Raw genomic sequence first — 26734 nt, 5'->3', positions numbered from 1 at the left:
ATCTCGACATAGTTTATGGATAGCTAAAGATATATATTTAATTTTTATCTATTATGCGCGCATAGTGAATGTTTTGTATTTTTGTTTTTCAAAAAAAAGGAAACATGTATTTAAAAGATTTCGAAATCAGATGGAATGATATTGACGCGAATCGTCATTTGGCAAATAAGGCATATATAGAATTTGCTGCGCATACTAGAATGTCATTTTTGTCAGAAAAAGGTTTTGATCAACGTTTATTAGGTAAGTTTAATATTGGTCCAGTAGTGTTTTATGAACATATCTATTATTTTAAGGAAGTTTTTTATGGTAGACCAGTAAAAGTTTCTTTAGAGATTTCGGGATTAAGTGAAGATGGTAAGTTTTTTGAATTCAGACATAACTACTATGATCATAAAGGTAGAAATTTTGCCCAATGCGAGATGATGGGTGCCTGGATGGATTTAAACACTCGAAAATTAATTGCACTACCTAAAGAAATACATCAATTGATGGATACGGTAGAACGCCCTGATGATTTTAAAGTGTTGACCAAAGAAGATACCAGGAAATTCGCTAAAACTCCTACCGATTTAGTGTAATGTTTTTGGTTTTTTTGTTACCAGATATACTCCGGCAAAAATCAATAATGTAGCCGTAACTTTAATAATATCCAAGGTGTCTTTTCCTAAACCGATAGCAAATATAGATGCTAACAGAGGTTGTAGATAGATAAAAACAGCTACAGTCGTAGGCTTTAGTTCTTTAATAGCAAAAATATTTAGGACATAAGTGCCAAAAGTGGCAAATAAGACGACGTAACCAATTTTTAAATATCCTTCTAGAGGGATCAAACTAGGTTGGACTTCTAATAGTTGTGAATATCCAAAAGGCAAGACAAACAGAAAACCGATAGTATACATCCATTTCATAAAAGTAAATGGGTGGTACTTTTGTGTAATTTTTTTCACTATAATAATGTAACACGCATATGAGGCGGCGTTAATAAAGATTAAAAAATTTCCTAAAGTTGGATTTGTGGAGGTCGTTGAGTTACCTGTCCCATAAAGAATAATAAGAAGAGCCCCAGACAACCCAATTAAGACTCCTAGTACTTTTAAAATACGTAGTTTTTCTTTTAGAAAAACTACCGCCAGAATTAGTACAATAATAGGCGAGGTAACCATCAAAACCGATGCACTAATAGGAGAAGTAAGGTTTAGTCCTTCAAAAAAAGCTAGCATGTTTATCCCTACACCAAATAGTGCCGCAGCAGCGATTCTAGTAAAATCTTTTCGAGCTATCTTTTCTTTTGGACCAAAAAAACTAATTCCCCAAAATAGAATAGTAGCTCCTAGAATCCTAAGAACTATAAACCCAAAAGGTTGTACGTAGTGAGGCATTACATCTTTGGCAATGGTATAATTTGCTCCATAAAATATGGCTACAAAACTTGCCGCGATAAACGCTAAAGTTCTTTTACTCATTAATTACATTTCCAATTTAGCCGCTTCTACTGTTTTTTTAGCATTACCAATAAAAATTTGATTATCAATCAGAATAACCGGGCGTTTCAAAAATGTGTAATGTTCAAGAATAAGCTCTTTATAATCCTTTTCAGATAGGTTCTGATTTTTAAGATCTCTTTCTTTATATAATCGGGCTCTTTTGCTAAATAGAACTTCATAGCTTCCTGATAGATTATGCATTTCTTCGATTTGCTCAGAAGTAATTGCCTCGGTTTTGATATCTTGTAAAATAAATTCTGAAGGAGGGTTTAATTCTTTTAAAATACGTTTACAAGTATCGCAGGTAGATAAATGATAAATCTTTTTCACAGCTGATTATTTTTTAGTTTCAAAATCACCGCAAAGGAAAATCATTTCACAATTAAAACTGATACTTTTGGCTAAAAATTATGAAATGAATTAAAAAACTAAAGTTGTTGTTAAACAACATCATTATTGACGATTTTTATCCCACCTTTGAAAAGCAAAAAAAATAATAGATAAATACCATGCAAAATTCTCTTACAATTACTCGTGTTAATAGAAAAATGTTAGAAAAAATACTGGATAATTATTCTTTAGAACAACTTAATATTGTTCCTGAGGGGTTCAAAAATAACTTAATCTGGAATATAGCACATGTTGTGGTAACTCAGCAATTATTGGTGTATAAGCTAAGTGGATTACCTATGATGATTGATGATGAAATGGTTAATTTGTATAAAAAAGGTACAAAAACAGAAAGACCAGTTACGATTGAAGAGGTCAAAATGATAAAAGAGTTGTTGTTTACTACATTAGATAAAACAGAAAAAGATATGGGAGATGCCATATTTCAAAGTTATAGCGACTATGAAACAAGTACGGGGTTTGTTTTAAAATCTGTTGATGATGCAATGAATTTTAATAATTTTCATGAAGGAATTCATCTAGGGTATATTCTAGCGCTCAAAAAATCATTATAAAATGGTATAAGCAAAAAAGGAAGCGACATCTTCTTTTTTAATTCTTAGCTCTATCGGTCCATCTGCGTATGAACTGATTTCATATTGATTGTAGTGTAGAACCACTTCTTTGTCTGTAAACCCTATATTTTTTGGAAGGCTAAAAACATCATCTTCAAAAAAAAAGCCTGTACTATTGATAGATTCATTTGAAGGGATTTTGTTTTGAGCTCTAAATATTTTTTCGATATAATCAGTAAACTTATCAGAATTTTCAAATAGCATTTTGTTAGGAAGACGTTTTCCTGTTTCTGTATCGATATTAATATAAGAGACCCCTCCATACCCATGTGCACCACCTGTAAACATGTATGAATCGATTGCTACAGAGATCAGATCTTTACATTGAAAAGCAAGTTTGCAATCAATATTGGCTTCATAGGGGATAGTTTCATCCGGAAATTCCTCCAAAATACTTTGGTACGAAGTATTGAATTGAGTAATTGCTTTATCAATAGTTAATGCTGATTCGTATTCACTAGTATTTAGGATGTCACAGGCAACGCGTTCTATTTCTTTATTAATGCTTTGTGCTACTTGATTATCGTCAATGATTTTTAGTAGGTTGATTTCTAATAGAGCGCAATCTTCATTTCTGCAATCCGATAACATGTCTGTTGTTAAACTATTCTTTTCAAAAGTAAAAAGTTCTCTGTCTTTACAGTTATATAAACCCAACAAAATGACAAGTAAAAAAATGTATTTTGGGATAGTGTTAGTTTTTGTGTTAATCATCTACTAAAGGTATTGAATGAAATATGATTAGAGCGAATTAAATCATACATTTGCTACGTTTTTTAACATAAAACAAGCAAGTTAATTTATTCTTGTCAAAAACTAATAAATAGATGAAATTTAACACAAAAACAATTCATGGAGGTCAGCAACATGATCCAGCATATGGTTCGGTTATGCCTCCAATATATCAAACTTCTACCTATGCTCAGACAACACCTGGCGGGCATAAAGGATTTGAATATAGTAGAACACATAATCCTACCAGAAAAGCACTAGAAGATTCTTTTGCAAGTATAGAGAATGGAAAATTTGGATTAGCCTTTGGGTCAGGGTTAGCAGCAATAGATGCCGTTGTAAAATTATTACAACCTGGTGATGAGGTAATCTCTACAAATGATTTGTATGGAGGGACATATCGTTTGTTTACCAAAATATTTGAAGGTTTTGGAATCAAGTTTCACTTTATCGGGATGGAAAATGCGGATAAAATATCCGATTATGTAAATGAAAACACCAAACTGATATGGGTTGAAACACCGACCAATCCAATGATGAATATTATTGATATTAAAGCGGTAGCTGCGGTATCAAAGAAACACAATCTTTTATTAGCTGTAGATAATACTTTTGCAACTCCTTATTTGCAAAGACCTTTGGATCTTGGTGCCGATATCGTAATGCATAGTGCAACCAAATACCTTGGAGGGCATAGTGATGTAGTTATGGGAGCATTGATAGTAAAAGACTCTGAGTTGGCAGAACGACTATATTTTATCCAGAATGCAAGTGGTGCTGTTTGTGGTCCTCAGGATAGCTTTTTGGTGCTTAGAGGAATCAAAACATTGCATATACGTATGCAACGACACTGCGAAAATGGAGAGGCTATTGCAAAGTATTTACAGAATCATCCTAAGATCGAGAAAGTATACTGGCCTGGTTTTGAAGATCACCCTAATCATGAAATTGCTAAGTCTCAGATGGATGGATTTGGAGGTATGATTTCTTTTGTGACAAAAGGGAATGATTATGATCAGGCAATAAAAATAGTAGAGAAACTAAAGATTTTTACTTTGGCAGAATCCCTTGGCGGAGTAGAAAGCCTTGCAGGGCATCCGGCAAGTATGACACATGCTTCGATACCAAAACAAGAGCGAGAGAAAACTGGAGTGGTGGATTCACTGATTAGATTAAGTGTAGGAATAGAGGATGTCGATGATCTAATTGCGGATCTAGAACAAGCCATAGGATAACTTTATTATTAAATCAAAAAAATAAACTTGTTTTTTTAGGAATATCATATATTTGACATGATATTTCAACCTTTAGATAAGAATCTATTAATTCAATTAACATATGCAAGCAAAGATAGATGCATTCATGGAAGAAGTGAAGACTCGTAATACACATGAGCCAGAATTCTTACAGGCGGTACAAGAAGTTGCCGAGACTGTGATTCCATACATAGCTACGAAAGAAATTTATAACGGGAAAAATATCCTGTTAAGAATGGTTGAGCCTGAGAGAGCGATTATGTTTCGTGTGCCATGGGTAGACGATAAAGGAGAGATTCATGTGAATAGAGGATATCGTATTCAGATGAATTCTGCAATAGGACCATATAAAGGAGGACTACGTTTTCACCCTTCTGTAAACATAAGTATTTTAAAGTTTTTGGCTTTTGAACAAGTTTTCAAAAACAGCTTAACTACACTTCCTATGGGAGGTGGTAAAGGAGGGTCTGATTTTGACCCTAAAGGGAAATCTGACGATGAGATTATGCGTTTTTGCCATAGCTTTATGAGTGAGCTTTTCAGACATATTGGTCCCGATACCGATGTTCCTGCAGGAGATATAGGAGTAGGAGGACGTGAAATCGGATTCTTATTCGGTATGTATCGTAAAATGCGTAATGAATTTACTGGTGTTCTTACCGGAAAAGGACTTACATGGGGAGGGTCGTTAATTCGTCCTGAAGCAACAGGTTATGGTACTGTATATTTTGCAAAGAACATGCTTGAAACTAAAGGAGGTTCTTTTGAAGGTAAAATTGTAACCGTTTCTGGTTCAGGAAATGTAGCCCAATATGCAGCCGAAAAAGCAACTCAATTAGGAGCAAAAGTAGTTACGCTTTCTGATTCATCTGGATATATATATGATAAAGATGGAGTAGATGCAGAAAAACTTGCTTTTGTAATGGAGCTTAAGAATGTAAAAAGAGGGCGTATTAGTGAGTATGCCGATAAGTATCCATCTGCAGAGTTTCATAAAGGAGAAACTCCTTGGGGAGTAAAATGTGATATTGCTCTACCATGTGCAACTCAAAATGAGTTAAACGGAGAAGATGCAAAAACACTAATTGACAATGGATGTGTTTGTGTTAGTGAAGGAGCTAATATGCCAAGTACTCCAGAAGCTATATCAGCTTTTCATGAAGCTAAAATATTCTTTGCACCAGGTAAAGCCTCTAATGCAGGAGGGGTAGCAACATCTGGTTTAGAAATGACACAAAATTCTTTACGTTATAACTGGACACGTGAAGAAGTAGATAACAAATTAAAACAAATCATGGAAGATATCCACTCTGCTTGCCTTGAGTATGGTAGCGATGGTAATGGATATGTAGATTACGTTAAAGGAGCAAATATTGCTGGCTTTGTAAAAGTAGCTGATGCTATGCTGGCGCAAGGAGTGATCTAAGTATTTCAAGATTTTTTTAACATAAAATTAAAGCTGTTTAGATATTTCTAGGCGGCTTTTTTTAAATAAAAATGAATATCTTTACAGTCATTTTACGAAAAGTCCTACCCTCGTTAAATAATAATCAATTTAAAATTCCGATTTACGAATGACAAAAAAACTAATTGTATTAGGGAGAGCGTGTATGCTTTTTATTTTAATGATTAATGCTTCTTGTAATAAAGACGACGAACTAGCTTTGAATAATAGTAATTTTATTACATCTGTTAAGTTAACAAGTGGAGGCTTTACCAAAGATTTTGAAGTTAAGGATAACCAAGTAAATGGTGTAGTTCCTTCAACGATTGATGACTTTGATATTGCACTGACAATTACTATCTCTGATAAAGCGACGATAACACCAGATCCAAAGACTATTACCTCTATCAAAAACCCCATTAATTTTACTGTTACTGCAGAAAATGGAGAAAAAAGGAATTATGTAGTAGATATAAAGAGAGAATTAAGCTCTGAAAATATTATAGAATCAATTAAACTAACAAGTGCAGATTTTACAAAAGATTTTGAAATTAAAGATAACGAAGTAAATGGTGTAGTTCCTTATACAATTGATGATTTAGATATTACATTGGTAATTACTATTTCTGATAAAGCAACGATAACGCCAGATCCAAGTACTATTACTTCTATCAAAGAACCTGTTAATTTTATGGTTACAGCAGAGAATGGAGAAAAAAAGAATTATGTGGTAGATATAAAGAGGGAGTTAAGCCCTGAAAATACTATTGTATCTTTTCAAATAAAAACAGCTCTTTTTGAAGCAAATACTGATATTGATAATGAAACAGGGACAATTAATCAAACAGTGCTTCCAAATACCGTACTGACTTCTATTGAAACTATTGCAGTAATTTCTGATAGAGCTACAATAAGCCCTGATCCAAAAACAATTTCTGACTATACAAATCCAGTTTTGTATACGGTTACAGCAGAAAATGGAGAAAGTAAGGAATATAGAGTTGCGCTTCAGCTGATGAATGAAGATTTTTCTGTACAATGTGATATTAGAAATGCGACAAAATGGTTTGGTGGAGATGATAGAGTAATACCTGATTATCCTGAAATAGGTCCTAGAAATGTAGGTACTGGGCAAACTATAAATTTGAAAAAGGATACCTATCCAACAAAATTTGGTTTTTTTCTAAGGGATCCGTTTAGGAGCGATTTAACTAATATTATTTATTCTGGTGATTTTGAGATAAAATTAAATATTAGAAATGCAGATGGAAGGATAGAAAAATCGATAAGTACAATTGTATCCGGACCATTTAATGGAGGTTGGATAGATTTTGATTTGTCTTCATTAAATATATTTCTTAAAAAGGGAAAGGCTTATAATTTTACTTGGTACTTAGTAGATGGGGAAAGGCTTGGAGTTTCTAGTGGTTCATCAGGGAATGCAAATAGCGATTCTGGAGTTTGCGGTGCCATTGGTTGGGCTGGAGAATCCAGGGAAAAAGATAACACAAGTTTAGAAGATTGGGGTGTTTGGTTTGATCACCCATGGCATTTTAATTTTAGACTGGAAGGCAAACAATAATATAAACTATTTTTATAAAAAGCCGTTTAGAAATATCTAAACGGCTTTAATTTTTAACTCAATTTGTTTCTTGTTTAAGAACCTTTTAAGAATAAATGATTGGATTGAACTTGACTTTATATGGTTTTTGTTGTGTATTTTTATAGTTAAACTTGTTCTGATGAAGTATGTAGTGCTTTTGGTTATGTTAATAGTATTGATCTCTTGTGGTGTTGTGCCGACGGTATATGATTATGATGAACAGCAGGATTTCTCAGTGTATAAAACCTATGGTTTCTATCCGGAAATGAGCTCCGAACTTAATGAATTGAATCAGAAGAGATTATTGAAAGTGACAGAAACAATAATGCATACTAAAGGACTTACCAGATCTAATACACCTGATATTTATATAAACTTTAAAACAATTATGAGTAGAACACCTTCTCGTAATAGCATAGGTGTGGGTGTTGGTAGTGGTGGTCGCGGGGTTAATATTGGTATTGGAGGTTCAATTCCTATAGGAGGGCCAGAGACATATCTAGAACTTACTATTGATTTTGTAGATGTTGAAAGAGATGAATTAGTGTGGCAGGCAATTGTCGAAAAACGATTTTATCCTAATGCCTCTCCTGAAGCACATACAAGTTTCTTTCAAAAAATTATAGAAAAATCGTTAAGTAAATATCCGCCAAAGAAAAGGAAATAGAAATATTTACACCAATTTTGCTCAATAATGATAATTACCTCCCCAGCGATAGTAGTGCATTCTTTACGATATAGTGAAGCAGATTTAATTGTTTCTTTGTTTACAAAGACAAGCGGGTTACGATCTTATTTATTACGAGGGATTTTGAAATCAAAACGAGGAAAACTTAGATCATCATTATTTCAGCCACTGACAATATTAGAGATACAAGCAGTTCACAGAGATAAAGGGTCGTTAGAAAGGATTAAAGAAGCTAAAGTAAAAACGATGTATAAAACACTTCACACAGACTATGTAAAAAGTGCGTTGGCTTTTTTTATTTCTGAAGTGCTCAAAAATGCTATACATGAAGAAGAAACTAACACTGCTTTATTCGAATATCTCGAAACGACTTTATTGTGGTTGGATACACATAATGTGGTTAGAAATTTTCATATTGCTTTTTTGATCAAGCTTACACAATATTTAGGATGTTATCCCGATACTTCTAATATAGAATCAGAGTATTTTAATATGCTGGATGGGGTTTTTCAGTCCCAAAGTAATAATACGTATTGTGTAAATGGTGAGCGTGTAGTACAACTCAAACGATTTTTAGGCACAACATTTGAGGAAAGTATGGATATTGGGTTATCAAAGAACGTACGAAGTGATATTCTTGCTATGCTATTAGTATATTTTGAACTACATTTGCACGGTTTTAAGAAGCCAAAATCACTATCTGTTTTAAACGAAATTTTTAATTAATATTATGCGGTTATTTGTACTTTTTTTGTTGGTTATGCTTTTTGCGTTACCCAGTAGCGCTCAAGAGATAATAGTCTACAGTACATCTAATAATAAGCCGATTCCTAATGTAGCAATTTCTAATAAAGACAGATCAAAAAGTACAAGTACTGATTTTGATGGTGTTGCCAATATTTCAGTATTTTCTGATACAGAAGAATTGTATTTTGTTCATATTTCACATGCAAGTACTAGTGTGCTTAAATCTAAAGTGTTACTATCAAATTCTGTGTATTTAGAACCAGGAGAAAACCAACTTTCTGAAGTTATTATTTCTGTTTCCAAATGGGAGCAAGAGCAAGAAGATGTTACGCAAAAAATAGTAAGTATTTCTTCAAACGAAATAGCATTAGCCACTCCTCAGACATCTGCGGATCTTTTACAGAGTGGTGGGCAAGTATTTATTCAAAAAAGTCAACTTGGTGGTGGTAGTCCCATAATTAGAGGTTTTTCTACAAATCGATTGCTATTGACCATTGATGGAGTGCGTATGAATACCGCTATCTTTAGAGGAGGAAATGTTCAAAATGTAATATCAGTTGACCCTTTTACGGTTGATAGAACTGAGGTAATACTAGGACCAGGTTCTGTTGTTTATGGTAGTGATGCTGTCGGAGGAGTAATGAATTTTTATACCAAACAACCAAAGTTTGCTATAAGTGGTAAGGATAAGTTGAGTGGTAATGCACAAATTAGATATGCCAGTGCCAGTAATGAAAAGACGGGGCATATTGATTTTAACATTGGGCTAGAAAAGTGGGCTTTTTTAACCAGTGCCAGTTATACAGATTTTGATAATCTAAAAATGGGGAGTCATGGTCCTAAGGATTATCTGAGAAATGAATATGTAGGAAGTGTCAATGGAGAAGATTTTGTTATTCAAAATGATGACCCGAAAGAACAGGTTTTCACAGGGTATGATCAAATCAACTTATTGCAGAAAGTCTATTTTATGCCTAATGAAAATTGGGATTTTAATGCAAGCCTTATGTATTCCGAAACGTCAGATTACCCAAGATATGACCGCTTGATAAGACCTAGAGATGGAAATTTGAGATCTGCAGAGTGGTTTTATGGACCGCAACGCTGGTTTATGGGGAATCTACAAGTATCTCAAAAATCTAGTAGTAAGTTATATGATAAAATGAAGATAACTGCAGCTTATCAATATTTTGAAGAAAGTAGAAATGACAGGGATTTTAGAAGTACAATGCTATCAAGAACTCAAGAGCAGGTAGATGCTTATTCGTTTAATTGGGATTTTGAAAAAAATTATGGCGATAGAACGGTTTTCTATTATGGGCTCGAGTATGTTTTAAATCAAGTATACTCTGATGGATTTGAACGTGATATAGAAACTGATATTAGTGTTGATGCTCCATCCAGATATCCAAATGGATCTACCTGGCAATCTATTGCTGCTTATGCTAGTCTAAAACACAAATTAAATGAAAAATTAAGATTTCAAGGAGGGTTACGATACAATAGAATTATCCTGTATTCAGAATTTGATAACACTTTTTTTAACTTTCCGTTTACTGAAGCGAATATTGATACTGATGCTCTTACCGGAACTGCTGGTCTAAGTTGGTTGCCTAATGACATAATCCAATGGAAATTGAATTTCTCTACTGCGTTTAGAGCACCCAATATTGACGATGTAGGTAAGATTTTTGATTCAGAACCAGGGTCTGTTGTTGTGCCTAATCCAGATATCAAATCAGAATATGCCTATAATGGAGAATTAGGAGTAAGATTAAATCTTGATAAGAACTTTTCGCTGGATTTGTCAACCTACTATACATATCTTAATGATGCATTGATACGAAGAGATTATAATTTGAATGGAGAAACACAAATTGATTTTGGAGGTGAATTGAGTAATGTACAGGCTATTCAGAATGCAGCAAATGCCAGAGTTTATGGTTTTGAAGCAGGTCTGGAATACAAATTTGCTAAAAATGCTAAGCTAATCTCCCAATATACCTTTGTTGGTGGAAAAGAGAAGTCTGATGATGGTACTTCTGAACCATCTAGACATGTGTCACCGCAGTTTGGAACAACAAAAGTTAGTTATACGTTGCCTAACTTAACAATAGATGTATTTGCATTATATAATGGTGGGTTAGATTACCAAGATCTATCTCCATCAGAGCAGAGCAAAGATTATTTGTACGCAGTAGATAAAAATGGAAATCCATATTCGCCATCCTGGTATACGCTTAATCTAAGAACCCAATATCAAGTGACTAAGAAAATAAGAAGTATATTCTCTATAGAAAACATTACTGATCAGCGATATAGACCTTATTCTTCTGGGATTGCCGCGGCAGGAAGAAATTTTATAGTATCATTAAAATATACGCTCTAAAATAGTTTAATCTAATTGATTTTATTTTTTTGAAAAATACATTATTTATATTCGATATAGATGGAACGCTTACAGATAGTGTGCCTATGTATTTGATTTCGGTTACAAAATCGATGATGGCTATGGGTATCTCTAATATTGATACGGATTATAATAGCTATAAACATCATACAGATAGTTATGCATTGCGTTATAACTATGAACGCAATTTTAAAAAAGAATACTCGGATAGATTATTACATGATTTTGAAACTAATTTGATCTATCAGATGAGTACATTCGATCCCGTAAAAGAAATTGAGGGAGCTAAGTCGTTAATTCAATTTTTTAGAGATGAGCAGATTCCTTTTTGCTTCGCTACTGGAGCATTGCCAAAACCCGCTATAATTAAGCTCAATCAGTGTGATATTTGGTATGATGAGAGATTACTAGCAACTTCAAAGACACATGAGTCAAGAGAAGGTTTTGTAATGGATGCGATAGAGAGGGCAAAAACTTTTTACAAAAAAGAAGGTTTTGAAAGGATTATATCTGTGGGTGATGGGATTTGGGATTTGAAAACAGCACAAAATCTATCTCTCGATTTTGTGGGCATAGGCGATAATAACAAAGCAACCCTTGTAGAAAATGGAGCTACTAATTGTTTTGCAAACCTGACGGATTTTAAGAATTCGTTAATTAGTCTTTACTAGCTCTTAGTTTTTGCATTAAATTTGTGTCAAAGGTTTTTTTGAGTTTAGTAATTTCTGCTACATTTTCATTTGGTATGGCAATAGATAGTACGTAGTGTTTTATTTTCCAGTCTCCATTAATCTTTTTAATAATACCACTACCTCGGCATATTCCCATTTGGGTGTCTAATAGTTCGTCAAACCAGGCAGTATTGTCATTATCTTGAGCAAAGATATTTCTTTCTAAAGTAGAAAAGCTCCAAGCTTTTCCTTTATCAAAATAAGGCTTGGCAAATGTTCTAAACTCTGTATTAGTCCAGTTTTCTGTAGGATCGGTTCCTATAAAGACAGCGTCCTTGGTCATAAGACCAAAGTAAGCATCAAAATCTGCGTCTGCAGCTGCTTTGTGCCATCGTTCCAAAGTCGTGTTGATTTCAATATTGTGTTGAGCAACTGTAAGGTTGCAGATAAGTAGCGCAATGGATAAGATTATTTTTTGCATAAGTCCTAGGGTTGATCTTCTTTGTCGTCTAATTCTCTCAATAATTCTTTTTCTATATTTTCTGGAATAGCCAACGATAACTCGTTTAATTGAATGATTAGGCTATTGTAGGCATTGATTAACCTGATGTTGCCTTTTATAACTTCCTTAGGATCCGGGTTTTTCTTTTCTGCCATTAACTTTAGTAAACCTGTTTCGGTAGACAGAACACTTAATCTTGAATTGATAGTATTTGTATTGAGATCCTCAGTTAGGCTTTCCGAAAAAATACCAATCAATAAATCAATGCTATCTGCATGCTTGTTAATGTAAAAAGGATTTGCATTATTCATAGATATAATCATGCTCCTTACATTTTGAAAATCATCAAAGCTCTCAAGACTTTTTTCTGCCTCTGGAGAAAGTTTTAGAAGCTCTACTTTGCTTTTTTCCTTAGATAGGCTGTCGAGTTTGATAACAGGTGTTTTTTCCTGCGTATTGGTTGTTTTTTCACTTTGGCATGCAAAACAAACTAGTATAATTCCTAAAAAAAGAAATATTCGCATTTTGTATTTTTTTGTAAGGACTCAAAAATAGGGTATTTATTACTGCAACCAAAAAAGATCTTTGATCTTCGGTAATTAAAATGCTACTGAACCGTGTTCTTAACGTTTATCGACCTCATATAGAGCAAAAGATTAGAGGCTTTATAGCGATTAATTGATTTTTTGGAGTAAAGGATTAAAAGCTTTTGATGCAACGATTACTTTATCACCAATAGCCATTGTTTGTGCTTCGGTTTCATCTGCAACTATTTTTACAAAATTTGCTCCTATTAGGATAGTAATTACATAAATAACGTCTTCTTTTTTGATCTCGATTATTTCTCCCGAAAATTGAAATTTTCCACTTACTTGCTTGGTGCTAAATACGTCGATTGGCTTTCCTTGTTTGACTACTTTTCCATTTTTGATGCTAAATATGTGATCAGACATTTTTATAACTTCACCTATTTCGTGGCTTATAAGAAGAGTAGTAAGGTTAAATTGTTTATGAATCTTAAGAATATAGTCTTGCAGTTTTGCCCGCATTTTTGTGTCCAGAGCAGAGAGGGGTTCATCCAGCATCAAAATTTCTGGTTTTCTCACCATAGCTCTGGCCAAAGCAACTCTTTGTTTTTGCCCTCCAGATAGATTTTTGGGTTTTCGATTTTGTAGTTCACCTAGTTCGATAATATCAATTAACTCCTTTATGATTTGGCGATCCTGACCTTTTTCAAGGGCAAAAAGAAGATTCTCTTTTACGGTCATATTAGGAAATAAGGCGTACTCCTGAAATACAAAACCGATTTTTCTTTGCTGTGGTTTCAAACAAATTCCTTTATCTGTATCAAGCCAAGTATTTTGATGAACAGTAATTATCCCTTTATCTGCGTGAAGCAAACCTGCAATTATTCTAAAGATAGAAGTTTTTCCTGCCCCGGATTCTCCATATAATGTAACTAATTTGCCTTGCTCAATATTGATGTTGATGTCAAGTAACATTGTGCCATTTGCAGCAGTTAGTTTTTTTTGCAAAGCTATATGTATCATTTCCAAAATCTTTTTAGATAACCTCCATTAACCAAATATACAATTAGAAGGATGCTAAATGTAATTATAAATAGAATAAGAGAATACCAGTTTGCGGCATCATAATTAAGAGACTCAACTTCATCATAAATTGCAATAGAGGCTACTTTTGTCTTTCCGGGCATGTTACCTCCAATCATTAGTACAACACCAAACTCACCAATAGTATGGGCAAAAGCAAGTACAATTCCTGTGAGCAACGAAGGTTTTATGTTAGGAAGTAATACTTTGAAAAGAGTTATGATTTTGGATTTTCCTAATACATAGGAAGCTTCTATAATTGTTGAAGAAAGGTTTGAAAAACCAGCCTGTATTGGATGGACCATGAATGGTAAACTATATAAAATAGAGGCAATAACAAGCCCTTCAAACGAAAAGATAAGTTGTAATCCAAAGTATTCATTTAGCCAATTTCCAAAAGTATTGGAAGGACTAAAAGCAATTAGTAGGTAAAACCCTAAAACTGTAGGAGGCAGAACAAGAGGCATGCTTACTAATGTCTCTAATACTGGTTTGATTCGAGATTTCGTATACGCTAACCAATATGCCAAAGGAATGGAGATAACCAATAGCAACAAGGTGGTTACTAGCGCTAGTTTAAATGTTAGTAGTAAAGGTTCCCAATCCATCATTCTGATAACATTATTTCTGTGGTTTTGACCATTGCAATTATATTTTCATTAATCTCTAATTGAAGTTGATAGAGAATGTCTGAAGTAATCACTGCAATTAGTCGTCCGATTCTTGTCTCAATAGTAAGTTTGCTAAGTAGGTCGCCTTTTTTTATTTCAAGAATTTTTCCTGCTATTTTGTTTTGAATACTAATAGCGTGCTCTATATCTTTACCTATAATTACTTCTGTTTCTTTAAAAATCACCTTAATTTGATTTTCAGGTATTAAATAAGAGGCTGTACTTGGGGTTTCTAATATAATGGTACTAAAAAAGATACCCTGAATGTCTATTGTAACCAATGATAAGCTACCGCTGCTTTTTATAGTTTTTATTTTTCCTTTAAGGATATTCATAAATTAATTTGATGTTACCGAATAACCAAAATCTCTTAGAATTTTTCTTGCTGCTATAGAGGATATAAAATCATAAAACTTTTTTGCTTCATTTTTTCTTACCACATTGCTTTTGAGTATTATTACTCCTTGTGAGATTGAAGTGTGAACCGTTTCATTAATAGCGATCCACTTTCCTTTTTCTTTTATTTGAGGAGATAAAACTACGGATTTTGAAGTAAAACCTATTCCTGCAGATTTTGAAACAATAAATTGATTGGTTTGTGATATACTTTCTCCATATACCAATTTATCTTTAACAGATTCGTAAATACCATAATGTTTTAGTGTTTCTATGGTAGCTTTGCCATAGGGTGCTGTCTTGGGGTTAGCAATTGCAATATGACGTATCTTTGAGTTTTTGAGAATATCGATAGATGGCTCTAGCGTATCAATCATTGACCATAATACTAGTTTTCCGTAGCCATAAATTTTTGGTTTCCCGGCTGTGAAGCCTGCATTATACAATTCTGTAGGGTATTTCATGTCGGCAGATATAAATATATCAAAAGGGGCCCCTTCTTTAATTTGTGCAGTAAGCTTGCCAGAGGAGCTTATAATTAGATCACATTTGATACCTGTCTGGAGAGTGAATTTTTTTGCTAATTCTTTTATAGCAAATTGCATATTTGCTGCTACAGCAATTTTTAGATTATGATCTTGCTTTTGTTGGCAAGAAACAACTATTAGGGATAAGGAAAGTATGAATATTATTTTTCTCATGTGACTATTTAACCCATGTGGATTTTGTTGCTTCTTATAAATAATTCCCTAATAAATTTGATTTTCATGCGAATTTTTGGTGTAGCTTGATAATAGAGAATTAGTATTTATATTTTAGTGAGTAATTTACTAAAATATAAAAAATAGCAGTCAAAGTTACTACTCAAACTGCTATTAAATCCACATATTAATCTGATATCATTGGATATCAATTCTCACTTTACTGTATTGTTTTTTTAAATACAGGGTAAATACTAGTTTTTAGATGGAAATAGCTCCTGCTTCTGCTACAGCATGGTCATTTTCAACAGAACTTCCACTTACTCCAATTGCTCCAATAATTTCTCCTTCTGCATTTTTAATGGGTACGCCTCCAGGGAAAGTGATCAGCCCATTGTTAGAGTGTTCGATATTATATAAAGAGCCTCCGGGTTGAGATAGTTCTCCAATGATCCCGGTATTCATATCAAAGTAACGGGCAGTTTTTGCTTTTTTTATTGAAATGTCTAAAGAACCTAGCCATGCACCATCCATACGTGCAAATGCTACAAGGTTTGCCCCTGCGTCTACAATAGCAATATTCATTTTTGTGTCTAAAGCAATAGATTTTTCTTTGGCTATTGCTATTATTTTTTCAGCTTGTGATAATGTAATATTCATACTATTTTAGTTTTAGTGCAAACTTAATGCTATTAGACCTTTGCGGTGTTATTAATACCGTTCATAAACTTATGAAAAAAGGTCATTTTTTTATTGAATTAATTAGGAGCTGAAATCGAAATGTAGAAAACTAAGGTGTTAGCTGGTGAAAGAGCATTACATAATTTCTTTTGGGCTGATTCCAAATTTGTTTTTAAAAGCAGTACTGAAATTAGAAAGGTTATTATATCCAAAATCTAAATAGATGTCTGAAGGTGTTTGCTTGCCTTTTTGTAATATTTCTTTAGCTTTCTGAAGGCGTTTATCTTGCAGCCATTTTCCGGGAGATACATTATACTCTGTAATAAAGTGTCGTTTAAAAGTTGAAATGCTCATGTTACATAAAAATGCAATCTCTTCAAGCTTTAAGTTAGAATAGATGTTGTTTTCTATAGTTTTTTTGAATGGGGAGATTTCCTCTACAATTAGGGAGTGTAGGTATAATTCAAAAGTGCGACCGTATTTATAGATAAGATAAAGCATTATTTCTTCAAATTTTACAGAAAGTAGATTTTCCATAAAAATTGCTGGAGCATTGCCGATTGTGGATAATGAGTTTAAGAAAGAAGTGATGTATGAGTCGTTTTCGATTATAAAGTAGGGGGTTTCATTCTTGCTTGATGGTATATGAGTAGTATGTTTATTTAAAAATTCGGTGAGCTTTTTTTCTGAGAAAAATAACAATTTACAATAATAAATATCCTCTGTGTCTAGTAATTCTGTCCAAAGGCAGTTTCCTTTTTTGATAAGTAAAGATTGTTTTTTATTTACCGCTACCGATGTATCTGCAAAATGCACCTGTTTTTTGCCTACTTGTAAGAAGCTAAACATATTCATACTTAGATTAATCTTGCTTTTTACGACATCATTGGTCATTTTAAAATCAAAAACAAACACATCTGGAGTTATGCTATTTTTTTTGATATAGATTTCAGGTATGTTTTCTATTGGCATCTGTTTTTGTTGCTCGAATTATATGGTTTTTAAAAATTAAGATATATTCTGTAATTCTGACGCTTTAGCATATGTCAAGGATTATTAGAAATATAAGTAAAATATGCATATGCTAGCAATTTCTAAGAATCCATTCATTAAAATCAACATAACCAATAACTTGATTGGGGATTGGATCTTCTTCGAGTTGCTTTTTGATAGTTAGGAAAGCTTTTCTTTTTTCAGAAATACTATATTCAACAGTTTTTGATAAGAACTTTAATAAAGTTTTTTCATAGAAATCTATGTTTTTTTGCTTTTTAAGCAGTTTCTTCATAGTGTTTATTAGATATCGTAGCGTAAATCCGTTGCCTAGTTCGTAATGAATAAGGAGGTTTAGCCAATAGGTATAGGTAATCAGGTCTTGCCTGTCTTTTTTGGTTTGGTGGTTTAGGATGTCATTTATCCACTTTAGGGCTTGTTTGTTGTCTTTTTTTAAGAAATAAATATTTGCAAATTGAAATCTGAAAGAAAGCCAATAGTTATTAGGTACAAGAGTTTTGTGGTGTTCGATAAAATCTTGTATTTCATCAATGACTTCGTGAGTGGTGTGTAGGTCTTTTAGGTTTCTGTGGATTTCGAGCTCTATGTTGTAAAGGCGTAATTTTTCTTTGATTAACGATGCGGATACTGTGCTGATAGTAAGTGCTTTTTGTTTTACAAGTAGTATTCTTACAAAAGCTTCTTTATATTGTTTTTTGAATACCAGATATGCTAGAAGGTTGTTATTGATAGAGAAATACATGGGGAAGTATTCTTTTAGTAATTCGGGATGCTGTTCCCATTCTTTAATTAATTCTTCTAGGATAAATTTAGCTTTGTCAGAGTTTTTGGTAAGCAGTTGTTTTCTGTATTTGTGAAGGGTTTTTAGGGTTCTGTTTTGTAGGGAGACACTTTTTTTGTGAGACAATGAGAATTGAGCGGGATTTATATTGGCAAGAAGAAGGTCGATATACTCATTGGTAGACTCTAGTGCGTTTTTTTGCTTCTGGATGATTGCTTTAAAAGTATCAAAATCTTGAGGGTGTAATGCCTGGTGTACTTTTCTTTTCCAGTCATGGATATGAAACAATAGTACATCTTGCTGGAAATTTTCAGCTTTCTTTTCTGCTCGTTTTATTTCACTTTGACAAATAGTATATTGCCCTTTGTGATATAGAATTTCTATATTGCGAATGATATCCATAAGTTCTGCATTTTTTGAAATTTTGGAGTGATAACTGCGCAAAGATTGTAAGATGCGTTGTTTTAAATAGTTTTTGAGTGTGGTTAATTGGGTTATAAACGCTTTGTCTTTGAAGAGCTCTTTTATTTGCGTTTCGTTATATTCTTTTTGAGCTTCGATTGCTTCAAAAAGATTGAGATACTCTGTAGAGTCATTTCCTTGTGTACTTAGTTTGAAATGCCTCTTCTCGCTTTTAGATAATGATTTGATTAAATAAAATAACTCCTCGTTTTTCTTCATTTTAGAAACCTATGTTTTTTCAAAAATATAATTTTTTTGATTCATATGATCACTTACCTTTGAGATATTAGTAATCAATAAATAATATATCATGTCAAATGCGATTAGCTGGTTTGAGATACCTAGTACTAATTTTGAAAGAGCTGTAAAATTTTATAATGAATTATTAGAGGCAGAACTTCAGCCTATGGAAATGGATTTTAAAATGGCTTTCTTTCCTTATAAAGATGGAGGAGTAGGAGGCTGTGTTACTCATGGCAATGGTAATAAGCCTTCTCAAGAAGGGACGTTTGCGTACCTTAATGGAGGAGATGACTTATCTGTTCCTTTAGCACGAGTAGAAAAGGCAGGAGGGAAAATTTTGATGCCAAAAACTTCGCTAGGAGAAAATGGATATATGGCTATTTTTCTTGATACTGAAGGAAATAGAGTAGCTTTTCATTCTATGAAGTAATGTATTGTGTTTTTTACCACATTGAACCATTTTTAAACACTCAATGTGGTAGAAAATATTCGCTTAGTATTAATGTCTAATAATCATATAAATGCAATATTTTACTGAAGATTTTGTGGCGTTTTTTGAAGAGCTTTCAAAAAACAATCATAAGGAATGGTTTCATGAAAATAGAAAAAGATATGAAGGTAGTGTTAAAAAACCTTTTGAAATATTTGTTGGAACTATGATTGAAAAAATCAGAGAACAGGATTCAAGTTTAGATGTAGTACCCAAAGATTGTGTATTAAGAATTAATAGAGATATTCGTTTTTCTAAAGATAAATCGCCATATAATTTACACTACACAGCTTTTATATCTAAAGGTGGGCGTAAAGACAAAAGCATACCAGGTTTGTTTTTACGTTTTTCACCAGAGATGATAGGAATAATGGGAGGGTGCTTTGGTCCTTCAAAAGAGCAGTTGCATAAAATAAGAATGGCGGTCAAGAAATCTCCTAAAGAATTTAAGAAGTTATTGGATAATAAAGATTTTGTTCAAAAATTTGGTGAAATTAGAGGTGATAAAATGAAGCGAATTCCGAAAGAATGGCAGGAAGCTTGTAAAAAAGAGCCTTTAATAGCCAATAAACAGTTTTATTTTGTTGGGGAAGAAGCTCCTGATTTAATACATAGCCAAGTTTTGGCTGAAGAAATTATAAAATATTGGGAGATTATGCGCCCAGTTAATGACTATTTATCAAAAGTAATTCAATAACCATGGCATATAATGAGTATATAGCAGATCGTATTCGGAGAATCTTTAAAGAAAGAAAAGCTAATTTTTATGAAAAAAAAATGATGGGAGGTCTGTGTTTTATGGTAGATGATAAGATGTGTTGCGGTATTCATTTTAGTAAGAAAAAAGAAATGGATTTATTGATGGCTAGAATTGGAGTAGATGCTACTGAAGAAGCAATGAAAAAAGAAGGCTGCCAACCTATGGACTTTACTGGCAGACCAATGAAGGGTTTTGTCTTTATTACTCCCGATGGTTTTGATCTCGATAAGGATCTGGAGTATTGGATACAATTGTGTTTGGACTTTAATCCTTTGGCAAAACGTAGTAAGAAAAGATGAGCTATATAAGTATTCTCAACTAATAAGATATGTTAAAACTTACGTTCAAACTCCCAACGAGTTGAATTAGAGAGGAATTCTTATTTTTGGATAAATCATAATGTGATATCCTATAGAATGACTTACTCTATTACACGAGCTCTATCCGTAAACATTTCTGTATTGATTGTTGTATTTGTACTAAGCACTATAAGTGTTTTTAGTCAGGATACTACTATCGATACAATAGAGCAGTATATTCAAAAAGGGAATTCTTTTTACGATGCAGATCAATATGAAAAAAGCATTGTGTATTTTGATAAGGCGAGAGCTATTGCAAAGACCATAAAAAATGATACACTTATGTGTATTGTCGATGCAAAAAAAGGGCATGCCTATATGTTAAGTGGAAAAAATAAGGAGGCACTGGACGCTTACTATACTGCATTAACAATCTCACAACGAATAGAAGATTTGGATAGAGAAATGATGATTAATTCTGGACTTATCCTTGTTTTAAAGAGAATGAATCAGTTGGACAAAGCGTACAGGATTGCTTTACAAATGATAAAATCAATTGATAAAACCTCTTTTATAAACACTAAAAATCATGTGAATGTTCTGACTACTGTTAGTGATATATATCTGGCTAGAGAGCAGTATGACTCGGTGTTACTTTTTTCTGAAAAAGGGATAGAACTTAGTATAGTACTTGACTACAAAGAAGGATTGGTTGATTTCTACATCAAAAAAGGGATGATATTCTATTATAAAAAAGAATACGATACATCCTTGAAATACCTCTATGAGGCAAAGGACATAATGACTCATCATGATATTATGAATAGGTTCTTTCCGACTGTAAATATCAACTACTTTTTAGCCAGCTGTTATTACGAACAAGAGGTGTATGATAAAGCAATTGATCAATTGTTTATGACTATAAATTCTCTCGAAGAAAAAGATTTGATTAAACCTCCGGTGATTCAGTCGTATTTGTTACTTGCAAATTGCTTTGTAGAACAAAGAGACTATGAAAAAGCTCTGTATTGGAATAATGAATATGTGAAATTAACTGAGAATTATCAAAAGAATAAGGATAAAACAATAAATAGAATTTATGAAAAAGAAGCCGAAAAACTCGAAAGAGAAATTGTGAATTTAAAAAGAGAACAAGCTTCAAGTGAAAAAAGTAAAAGATATATATATGTTGGGTTTGTTATCTTGTTAGTCATCTTAGTAGGTGTGGTGTATTGGTACTTTTATAAGCAAAAAAACAATAAAAGGCGATTTGATGATATGATGGAAAAGATAAACCATTTAGAGTCTCATGAACAGAAATCAAGTATTGCCCAAACCACAAATATGGTGATTAATGACGACAAGGTTATTGAGGTTCTTAAGAAATTGGATGGGTTAGAGAACCAAGAATATTTTTTAAGAGTAGAATGTAACCTAAGAGCAGTAGCCAAAAAAGTGAAAACAAATGCCACGTATTTATCTAGAATTATTAACACGCATAAAGAGAAAAACTTTAATGATTATATCAATGATCTAAGAATTGACTACGTGGTAAAGAGACTTAAGGTAGATAGAAAGTTTAGATCTTTTTCTATTAAATCTATTGCAACAGAGATTGGGTACAAAAGTGATTATTCTTTTTCTAAACATTTTAAAGCAAAAACAGGCTTAAATCCATCCTACTATATAAGAAATATTGAGAAACAAGAGAAGAGCATGGAAAAAACAATATAAACACACCCTATTTTGAACAAAATAGGGTAGCTTTTTTAGTATTAATTCTATTGAAAAATTATCTTAAAAACTCTAACCGTAAATATGAATATAGATTGATTATAAAATCTATAAAAAATTTACAAAACTACTAATCAATGAAGAAGCACAAATCTAAAAATCTAAGCATTAAAAAAGTAACCATAGCAAGGATTAACGTAGAATTACTACATCAAATTAAAGGAGGAACAAGTCGTCCTACTACTGCTCAGGTACAGCCATCTGTAATTGAAGAATATGGAGATAGTATTTGTTACGATGTTCACTGATTGAAAAGTTTATGTGTAAAACCCTGCAATCTTTGTAGGGTTTTTTATCCCTATTTTGTTCAATCTGGTGATGCATCTTTTTTCTTACTCTTGATTCCTGCCTACATTGGTTTCAAAATTAACATATTGTTAATCGTCGATTTTATAAGGGATAACCGAAAACCTTAACAAAGAGTAGGTAATTAAAACTTTAAACTATGCTTAATAACATTTTAGATTTGGAAGGTGTTACTACACTAAAGAAAAACGAACAAAAATCAATTAAAGCCGGAGTTTACTACGGAGATCAATGTCTTAGACTTTGTGGGGGTCATTGCTCATTTGGGCATTGCTATGAAATGATCAAATAGTTTAGCCTAGTAATAAGTATTAGCTTTGGCAAGACCTTACATCAGATATAAGTCTATAGGGGTAACCGAAAACCTTATTACAGAGTAGGTAATAATACATGAAATTATGTTTGATAATATTTTGGATATAAAAGGTATCGTTTTCTTAAAGAAAGATCATCAGAGGATAATTAATGGTGGTGCTGGCAGATGCCAAAACATTGCAAGAAAATGTCTTGATGATAGTGATTGTTGCTCAGGAATGTGTGGGGTGGAAAAAATAATTAATGGCAGACCCATAGTGATTTCTGTATGTGCATTCTAAGATATACTTAGTTTGTTTAAACTATTATAACTTTCCCCCTTAATTTTCTTTGGGGGATTTTTTTATAGTATCTAGCTCAAAAGCAGTCTTAAAAAAGGAATTATTACATTTGGATGAGTGCATTATATCCAGAAGAATGATTTTTCGAATAAGACTTTTACCAATACCTCCGTTTTTTTTAATAGGATTATCTGTTTTCGTAACAATGGCAATATATGCTCAAACAGAAAATAAACAGATATCTGATAGCCTTATTAATAAATCATCTAAAGAATTAGGAGAATCTATAAAAAAATCTTCACCCGAAGAGGCAAAAGTATATGAAATAGCACTTTCTAATCTCAAAAACCAAGATAGTGCAAAAACTAATGAGTATTATTATATAGCACTTTCGTTTTACAACACAGGAAAATATGAAAGAAGTGCATATTATTTTGATCATGCTGCAAAGGCGGCAAAAAAAGCGAATTACGATCAGTTTTTATCTGTTATTTATCTAAAACTTGGTAATTCTTATCTCAAAGATTGGAAAAATCAAAAAGCGCTGGACTCTTATTACAGTGCTTTGAAAATTGCGCAAAAAAATGGTAATGTAAAACATGAAATTGTAGCAAATTCTGGGATTACTATGATTCGTAGAAGAATGAAGCAATTAGATAAAGCCTTAGAGGTCTGTAAGCATTCCTTGAAATTAACAGAAAACTCTTCTTTCAAAAATGGCAAAAATCATGTAAACCTAATTACGATTATTAGTGAAATATATCTGGATCAAAAGAAGTACGATTCTGTACTTTATTATGCAGATATAGGAATGAGACTCACTGATCCTATAGCTTATCATATAGGTGCTATTGATCTAAATACTAAAAAGGGAGCAGTATTTTATTATAGAAATAATATTCCTAAAGCATTTGAGTACTTGCATTTGGCAGAAAACATTATGCTTACTCATAACATTAAAGACAAAAAATCTATAATGAATCTTCAATATTTTCTTGCTCGTTGTTATTATAAACAAGGAGCATACAAAAAGGCAATCACATCTTTGGATAGCTTATTAGGTTTATTAGAAGAAAAAGATTCTAGGAATAATCGAGTTTTGCAAGCGTATCGATTATTGGCTGATTGTAATGACGCTATAGGAAATGAAAGAGAATCTAAATACTGGCTTAATAAGCACACAGTCCTTCAGGCGAAATTTCAGGATGAAAAGGATAAAACTGTTAATAAAATATACAATAAGGATACTCGGGAGTTGGGAGAGACCATAAAGAAACTCGAAAGCAAACAGCAAAAAGAAGTAAAATATAGTATAATAGTAGTATTGGCTTTATTAATATCGCTATTTATGATCGGAGGGTTATTCTATAAAAAACAAAAAATAAATAAAACTACATTTGATAATTTAATGATGAAGATATCCAATCTGGAGTCTGAACGAAAAACAGAAACAATAGAGTCAAAAGGAGGTACTAAGGAGGTTGTAATTGATAATGAGAAAATCAATAATGTACTAAAAAGGTTAAACAGGCTAGAGAAGCAAGGATATTTTTTGAAATCTGAATGTAGTCTAAGTACAATGGCCAAAAAAGTGAAAACAAATACCACATACCTTTCAAAAATTATCAAAACACATAAAGAAAAAAGTTTTAATGACTATATCAATGATTTAAGGATTGAATATGCATTAAAAAAATTGAAAAATGATAAGAAATTTAGGTCTTTTTCGATTAAATCAATTGCTTTAGAAATTGGATATAAAAGTGATAACTCGTTTACAAAACATTTTAAATCTAAAACAGGTTTAAACCCTTCCTACTACATTAAGGAGATTGAAAAATTGGGGTAATATTATTTATAAGTATCGTCCGAATTCTACCGCAATTTATTTAAAATGCGGTTAACAAATTATGATCCACATTTTATTGAAGGTATCTTATTTCATAAATATTAAATTATAACAATTATGAAAGAATATCAAAACAAAAGAATCAGTCTTAAAAAAATTACTATTACTAAAATTAATCTTAGTACTATGAGAATGGTAAAAGGCGGAGAGTGTAACCCTACAGATGATGATACAGGATCTCATGAGAGTCATTGCGTTTGCCAAAGTGGTCAAGGGGTGTTTTAGTTCTCCTTTTTTAACTATCCCAAACTTAATTAGGTTTTATAGGTTCTTAACAGTGTTTTCTTACTCCTCATTTTGTCTAATATACGGGAGTTGTATTTTTCTATCCCTTTGTTAGGTAATACCTTAGGATAAAAATCAAAGTATTGTTAACAAGAAGATTTTGATAAAGGGGAAACCGAAAACCTTTTGATAGAGTAGGTACGTCTTATAATTCATTTTAAATCTAACAAATTATGTTATCAAAAATTCTAAATTTAAAAGATGTTCAGCAATTGGACAAAAAACAACAAGAAACTATTAATGGAGGGATACAACATCCTATAGGCTGTAGAACCAAAAGAGATTGTTTCGAAGCTACAGGAGAATGGGATTGGTATTGCTCTATATCTCCGTATGGGGGTTATGGGACTTGTATGCCTTACTAAAGATTATTTTATAGTAAATATTAATCTTTGAAATGTATAAGAGGCTATCTAAAAAGTGTTTTTTTGTTAAACTCGGTTTGTTGATTTTTTATACTGCGGCTATTCGATTAGTCCTCAGTAAGCTTAAACTGATATTTGGTTTTAAACATGGTTTTTTAGATAGCTTCTTTTTCCTTGCTAATATGTTGCAGATGTAGTATTTTGAGATTTCACAATGTATAAGGTTATGATTACTACTTTAGCGACATATGTTAGAAATTATATTGATATTTCTGATGAAGAGATGCAGTTGTTTTATAAATATTTAAGGGTAAAAAAGCTTAAAAAGAAAGAATATTTACTTACCGAAGGCAGAACCTGTCAGGCTAGGTACTTTATCATAAAAGGATGTCTACGCTCCTTTTATATAGATGAAAAAGGAGTAGAAAGAATTTTAGATTTTGGAATTGATAAGTGGTGGTTTACAAATTATAATAGTTTGATAACTCAGAACCCATCAGAAAACTTTATTCAGGCTATTGAAAATTCTGAATTGTTAGAGTTACATAATGATTGTTTTGAGGAGCTGTTGCTAAAACTTCCTAAAATAGAACGTTTTTTTAGAGTAATTATGGAAAAAACCCATATTGCTTACTTAAACAGAATAAAATATACGCGTAGTTTTACAGGAGAAAAATTGTACAAAGACTTTATCCATTCTAATCCGGTATTCGCACAGAGAGTCCCACAATATATGATAGCATCATATCTGGATTTGTCTCCAGAATTTGTGAGTAAGGTAAGGGCAAAAGATGCCATTAAGTAAG

The 26734-nt window shown here is 32.4% G+C and carries 31 protein-coding genes; 19 read left to right on the top strand and 12 right to left on the bottom strand.

The features are described from left to right. The first annotated feature begins 104 nt into the window (after positions 1 to 104). On the top strand, positions 105 to 581 hold the full coding sequence (locus tag C1X07_RS04795; RefSeq protein WP_103069588.1) for an acyl-CoA thioesterase: 477 nt from the start codon (positions 105 to 107) through the stop codon (positions 579 to 581). Here C1X07_RS04795 and C1X07_RS04790 read toward each other — a convergent pair. Beyond that, a complete protein-coding gene (locus C1X07_RS04790; protein WP_103068857.1) occupies positions 573 to 1466 on the bottom strand; it encodes a DMT family transporter in 894 nt (297 codons plus the stop codon). The two genes, C1X07_RS04795 and C1X07_RS04790, sit on opposite strands and share 9 nt — an antisense overlap. 3 nt (positions 1467 to 1469) lie before the next feature. Further along, a complete protein-coding gene (locus C1X07_RS04785; RefSeq protein ID WP_103068856.1) occupies positions 1470 to 1817 on the bottom strand; it encodes an arsenate reductase family protein in 348 nt (115 codons plus the stop codon). A 179-nt stretch (positions 1818 to 1996) separates the two neighbouring features. Here C1X07_RS04785 and C1X07_RS04780 point away from each other — a divergent pair, with 179 nt between their 5' ends. Beyond that, positions 1997 to 2452, top strand: coding sequence for a DinB family protein (locus C1X07_RS04780; RefSeq protein ID WP_103068855.1), 456 nt, complete (start codon positions 1997 to 1999; stop codon positions 2450 to 2452). On the opposite strand, the gene C1X07_RS04775 is transcribed toward C1X07_RS04780, so the two are convergent. After that, entirely contained in the window at positions 2447 to 3226 is a 780-nt protein-coding gene (locus tag C1X07_RS04775; RefSeq protein WP_103068854.1) for a DUF3298 and DUF4163 domain-containing protein, read from the bottom strand. The two genes, C1X07_RS04780 and C1X07_RS04775, sit on opposite strands and share 6 nt — an antisense overlap. 113 nt (positions 3227 to 3339) lie before the next feature. On the opposite strand from C1X07_RS04775, the gene C1X07_RS04770 reads away from it, so the two are divergent. The 7 genes from C1X07_RS04770 to C1X07_RS04740 all read left to right on the top strand — a co-directional run bounded on the left by C1X07_RS04770 (position 3340) and on the right by C1X07_RS04740 (position 12063). After that, positions 3340 to 4479, top strand: coding sequence for a cystathionine gamma-synthase (locus C1X07_RS04770; protein ID WP_103068853.1), 1140 nt, complete (start codon positions 3340 to 3342; stop codon positions 4477 to 4479). A 103-nt stretch (positions 4480 to 4582) separates the two neighbouring features. Further along, positions 4583 to 5926, top strand: a complete 1344-nt coding sequence (gdhA, locus tag C1X07_RS04765) for an NADP-specific glutamate dehydrogenase (RefSeq protein ID WP_103068852.1) — start codon at positions 4583 to 4585, stop codon at positions 5924 to 5926. Positions 5927 to 6074: 148 nt separating this feature from the next. After that, entirely contained in the window at positions 6075 to 7526 is a 1452-nt protein-coding gene (locus C1X07_RS04760) for a DUF5018 domain-containing protein (protein ID WP_103068851.1), read from the top strand. A 160-nt stretch (positions 7527 to 7686) separates the two neighbouring features. Further along, complete coding sequence (locus C1X07_RS04755; protein ID WP_103068850.1) at positions 7687 to 8214, top strand: DUF4136 domain-containing protein; 528 nt, start codon at positions 7687 to 7689, stop codon at positions 8212 to 8214. Positions 8215 to 8241: 27 nt separating this feature from the next. Beyond that, on the top strand, positions 8242 to 8961 hold the full coding sequence (gene recO / locus C1X07_RS04750) for a DNA repair protein RecO (RefSeq protein WP_103068849.1): 720 nt from the start codon (positions 8242 to 8244) through the stop codon (positions 8959 to 8961). Positions 8962 to 8965: 4 nt separating this feature from the next. Further along, positions 8966 to 11371 (top strand): TonB-dependent receptor plug domain-containing protein, encoded by a 2406-nt coding sequence (locus C1X07_RS04745; RefSeq protein WP_103068848.1) that lies wholly within the window; start codon positions 8966 to 8968, stop codon positions 11369 to 11371. A 29-nt stretch (positions 11372 to 11400) separates the two neighbouring features. After that, positions 11401 to 12063, top strand: coding sequence for an HAD family hydrolase (locus C1X07_RS04740; RefSeq protein ID WP_103068847.1), 663 nt, complete (start codon positions 11401 to 11403; stop codon positions 12061 to 12063). Here the strand turns inward: C1X07_RS04740 and C1X07_RS04735 are convergent. The 9 genes from C1X07_RS04735 to C1X07_RS04695 all read right to left on the bottom strand — a co-directional run bounded on the left by C1X07_RS04735 (position 12050) and on the right by C1X07_RS04695 (position 19100). Then, complete coding sequence (locus C1X07_RS04735; RefSeq protein ID WP_103068846.1) at positions 12050 to 12544, bottom strand: nuclear transport factor 2 family protein; 495 nt, start codon at positions 12542 to 12544, stop codon at positions 12050 to 12052. The two genes, C1X07_RS04740 and C1X07_RS04735, sit on opposite strands and share 14 nt — an antisense overlap. A 5-nt stretch (positions 12545 to 12549) precedes the next feature. After that, positions 12550 to 13089 (bottom strand): hypothetical protein, encoded by a 540-nt coding sequence (locus C1X07_RS04730; protein ID WP_103068845.1) that lies wholly within the window; start codon positions 13087 to 13089, stop codon positions 12550 to 12552. A 150-nt stretch (positions 13090 to 13239) separates the two neighbouring features. After that, positions 13240 to 14115 carry a sulfate/molybdate ABC transporter ATP-binding protein gene (locus C1X07_RS04725; protein ID WP_103068844.1) on the bottom strand — a complete coding sequence of 292 codons (876 nt, stop codon included), beginning with the start codon at positions 14113 to 14115 and terminating at the stop codon, positions 13240 to 13242. After that, entirely contained in the window at positions 14112 to 14783 is a 672-nt protein-coding gene (gene modB, locus C1X07_RS04720; RefSeq protein WP_103069587.1) for a molybdate ABC transporter permease subunit, read from the bottom strand. The genes C1X07_RS04725 and modB overlap by 4 nt, the downstream gene beginning before the upstream one ends. Then, on the bottom strand, positions 14783 to 15181 hold the full coding sequence (locus tag C1X07_RS04715; RefSeq protein WP_103068843.1) for a TOBE domain-containing protein: 399 nt from the start codon (positions 15179 to 15181) through the stop codon (positions 14783 to 14785). Before C1X07_RS04715 ends, modB begins: the two co-directional genes overlap by 1 nt. 3 nt (positions 15182 to 15184) lie before the next feature. After that, complete coding sequence (gene modA, locus C1X07_RS04710) at positions 15185 to 15943, bottom strand: molybdate ABC transporter substrate-binding protein (RefSeq protein WP_103068842.1); 759 nt, start codon at positions 15941 to 15943, stop codon at positions 15185 to 15187. 261 nt (positions 15944 to 16204) lie between these two features. Further along, the gene (locus C1X07_RS04705; protein WP_103068841.1) at positions 16205 to 16603 is read right to left on the bottom strand and encodes a GlcG/HbpS family heme-binding protein; all 399 of its coding nucleotides are present in this window, start codon (positions 16601 to 16603) and stop codon (positions 16205 to 16207) included. A 156-nt stretch (positions 16604 to 16759) separates the two neighbouring features. Beyond that, positions 16760 to 17596: a helix-turn-helix domain-containing protein gene (locus C1X07_RS04700; RefSeq protein WP_103068840.1), complete on the bottom strand. Its 837-nt coding sequence runs from the start codon at positions 17594 to 17596 to the stop codon at positions 16760 to 16762. A gap of 112 nt (positions 17597 to 17708) precedes the next feature. Beyond that, positions 17709 to 19100, bottom strand: a complete 1392-nt coding sequence (locus tag C1X07_RS04695; protein ID WP_103068839.1) for a hypothetical protein — start codon at positions 19098 to 19100, stop codon at positions 17709 to 17711. A 91-nt stretch (positions 19101 to 19191) separates the two neighbouring features. On the opposite strand from C1X07_RS04695, the gene C1X07_RS04690 reads away from it, so the two are divergent. From C1X07_RS04690 to C1X07_RS04655, 10 genes are all read left to right on the top strand, one after another. Beyond that, positions 19192 to 19554, top strand: coding sequence for a VOC family protein (locus C1X07_RS04690; protein WP_103068838.1), 363 nt, complete (start codon positions 19192 to 19194; stop codon positions 19552 to 19554). A gap of 91 nt (positions 19555 to 19645) precedes the next feature. After that, complete coding sequence (locus C1X07_RS04685) at positions 19646 to 20311, top strand: DUF2461 domain-containing protein (RefSeq protein WP_103068837.1); 666 nt, start codon at positions 19646 to 19648, stop codon at positions 20309 to 20311. A 2-nt stretch (positions 20312 to 20313) separates the two neighbouring features. Next, complete coding sequence (locus C1X07_RS04680) at positions 20314 to 20673, top strand: TfoX/Sxy family protein (RefSeq protein WP_103068836.1); 360 nt, start codon at positions 20314 to 20316, stop codon at positions 20671 to 20673. Between the two features lie 117 nt (positions 20674 to 20790). Beyond that, entirely contained in the window at positions 20791 to 22407 is a 1617-nt protein-coding gene (locus tag C1X07_RS04675; RefSeq protein WP_103068835.1) for a helix-turn-helix domain-containing protein, read from the top strand. Positions 22408 to 22544: 137 nt separating this feature from the next. Then, the gene (locus tag C1X07_RS24925) at positions 22545 to 22715 is read left to right on the top strand and encodes a class I lanthipeptide (protein ID WP_164914092.1); all 171 of its coding nucleotides are present in this window, start codon (positions 22545 to 22547) and stop codon (positions 22713 to 22715) included. Positions 22716 to 22912: 197 nt separating this feature from the next. Continuing rightward, positions 22913 to 23065, top strand: a complete 153-nt coding sequence (locus tag C1X07_RS24920; protein WP_164914091.1) for a hypothetical protein — start codon at positions 22913 to 22915, stop codon at positions 23063 to 23065. A gap of 440 nt (positions 23066 to 23505) precedes the next feature. Next, the gene (locus C1X07_RS04665; RefSeq protein WP_103068833.1) at positions 23506 to 25218 is read left to right on the top strand and encodes a helix-turn-helix domain-containing protein; all 1713 of its coding nucleotides are present in this window, start codon (positions 23506 to 23508) and stop codon (positions 25216 to 25218) included. Positions 25219 to 25335: 117 nt separating this feature from the next. Continuing rightward, on the top strand, positions 25336 to 25503 hold the full coding sequence (locus C1X07_RS24915) for a class I lanthipeptide (protein WP_164914090.1): 168 nt from the start codon (positions 25336 to 25338) through the stop codon (positions 25501 to 25503). A gap of 233 nt (positions 25504 to 25736) precedes the next feature. Continuing rightward, on the top strand, positions 25737 to 25928 hold the full coding sequence (locus tag C1X07_RS04660; RefSeq protein ID WP_103068832.1) for a hypothetical protein: 192 nt from the start codon (positions 25737 to 25739) through the stop codon (positions 25926 to 25928). Positions 25929 to 26154: 226 nt separating this feature from the next. After that, a complete protein-coding gene (locus tag C1X07_RS04655; RefSeq protein ID WP_164914089.1) occupies positions 26155 to 26733 on the top strand; it encodes a Crp/Fnr family transcriptional regulator in 579 nt (192 codons plus the stop codon). Position 26734: the final 1 nt, after the last annotated feature.

The sequence above is a fragment of the Aquimarina sediminis genome, assembly GCF_002895435.1.
Taxonomy (GTDB): domain Bacteria; phylum Bacteroidota; class Bacteroidia; order Flavobacteriales; family Flavobacteriaceae; genus Aquimarina; species Aquimarina sediminis.
This window is presented reverse-complemented; position numbering and strand designations above follow the sequence as displayed.

Bases quoted from the DNA above. Each gene is read 5' to 3' on its own strand.
- C1X07_RS04780 (WP_103068855.1), top strand. From the start codon at position 1,997: ATGCAAAATTCTCTTACAATTACTCGTGTTAATAGAAAAATGTTAGAA.
- C1X07_RS04775 (WP_103068854.1), bottom strand. From the start codon at position 3,226: ATGATTAACACAAAAACTAACACTATCCCAAAATACATTTTTTTACTT.
- recO (WP_103068849.1), top strand. From the start codon at position 8,242: ATGATAATTACCTCCCCAGCGATAGTAGTGCATTCTTTACGATATAGT.
- C1X07_RS04795 (WP_103069588.1), top strand. From the start codon at position 105: ATGTATTTAAAAGATTTCGAAATCAGATGGAATGATATTGACGCGAAT.
- C1X07_RS04680 (WP_103068836.1), top strand. From the start codon at position 20,314: ATGGCATATAATGAGTATATAGCAGATCGTATTCGGAGAATCTTTAAA.
- C1X07_RS04690 (WP_103068838.1), top strand. From the start codon at position 19,192: ATGTCAAATGCGATTAGCTGGTTTGAGATACCTAGTACTAATTTTGAA.
- C1X07_RS04770 (WP_103068853.1), top strand. From the start codon at position 3,340: ATGAAATTTAACACAAAAACAATTCATGGAGGTCAGCAACATGATCCA.
- modA (WP_103068842.1), bottom strand. From the start codon at position 15,943: ATGAGAAAAATAATATTCATACTTTCCTTATCCCTAATAGTTGTTTCT.
- C1X07_RS04730 (WP_103068845.1), bottom strand. From the start codon at position 13,089: ATGCGAATATTTCTTTTTTTAGGAATTATACTAGTTTGTTTTGCATGC.
- C1X07_RS04705 (WP_103068841.1), bottom strand. From the start codon at position 16,603: ATGAATATTACATTATCACAAGCTGAAAAAATAATAGCAATAGCCAAA.
- C1X07_RS04665 (WP_103068833.1), top strand. From the start codon at position 23,506: ATGATTTTTCGAATAAGACTTTTACCAATACCTCCGTTTTTTTTAATA.
- C1X07_RS04755 (WP_103068850.1), top strand. From the start codon at position 7,687: ATGAAGTATGTAGTGCTTTTGGTTATGTTAATAGTATTGATCTCTTGT.
- C1X07_RS04660 (WP_103068832.1), top strand. From the start codon at position 25,737: ATGTTATCAAAAATTCTAAATTTAAAAGATGTTCAGCAATTGGACAAA.
- C1X07_RS04655 (WP_164914089.1), top strand. From the start codon at position 26,155: ATGATTACTACTTTAGCGACATATGTTAGAAATTATATTGATATTTCT.
- C1X07_RS04725 (WP_103068844.1), bottom strand. From the start codon at position 14,115: ATGATACATATAGCTTTGCAAAAAAAACTAACTGCTGCAAATGGCACA.
- C1X07_RS04685 (WP_103068837.1), top strand. From the start codon at position 19,646: ATGCAATATTTTACTGAAGATTTTGTGGCGTTTTTTGAAGAGCTTTCA.
- gdhA (WP_103068852.1), top strand. From the start codon at position 4,583: ATGCAAGCAAAGATAGATGCATTCATGGAAGAAGTGAAGACTCGTAAT.
- C1X07_RS04715 (WP_103068843.1), bottom strand. From the start codon at position 15,181: ATGAATATCCTTAAAGGAAAAATAAAAACTATAAAAAGCAGCGGTAGC.
- C1X07_RS24925 (WP_164914092.1), top strand. From the start codon at position 22,545: ATGAAGAAGCACAAATCTAAAAATCTAAGCATTAAAAAAGTAACCATA.
- C1X07_RS04735 (WP_103068846.1), bottom strand. From the start codon at position 12,544: ATGCAAAAAATAATCTTATCCATTGCGCTACTTATCTGCAACCTTACA.
- modB (WP_103069587.1), bottom strand. From the start codon at position 14,783: ATGGATTGGGAACCTTTACTACTAACATTTAAACTAGCGCTAGTAACC.
- C1X07_RS04695 (WP_103068839.1), bottom strand. From the start codon at position 19,100: ATGAAGAAAAACGAGGAGTTATTTTATTTAATCAAATCATTATCTAAA.
- C1X07_RS24915 (WP_164914090.1), top strand. From the start codon at position 25,336: ATGAAAGAATATCAAAACAAAAGAATCAGTCTTAAAAAAATTACTATT.
- C1X07_RS04700 (WP_103068840.1), bottom strand. From the start codon at position 17,596: ATGCCAATAGAAAACATACCTGAAATCTATATCAAAAAAAATAGCATA.
- C1X07_RS24920 (WP_164914091.1), top strand. From the start codon at position 22,913: ATGCTTAATAACATTTTAGATTTGGAAGGTGTTACTACACTAAAGAAA.
- C1X07_RS04760 (WP_103068851.1), top strand. From the start codon at position 6,075: ATGACAAAAAAACTAATTGTATTAGGGAGAGCGTGTATGCTTTTTATT.
- C1X07_RS04745 (WP_103068848.1), top strand. From the start codon at position 8,966: ATGCGGTTATTTGTACTTTTTTTGTTGGTTATGCTTTTTGCGTTACCC.
- C1X07_RS04675 (WP_103068835.1), top strand. From the start codon at position 20,791: ATGACTTACTCTATTACACGAGCTCTATCCGTAAACATTTCTGTATTG.
- C1X07_RS04790 (WP_103068857.1), bottom strand. From the start codon at position 1,466: ATGAGTAAAAGAACTTTAGCGTTTATCGCGGCAAGTTTTGTAGCCATA.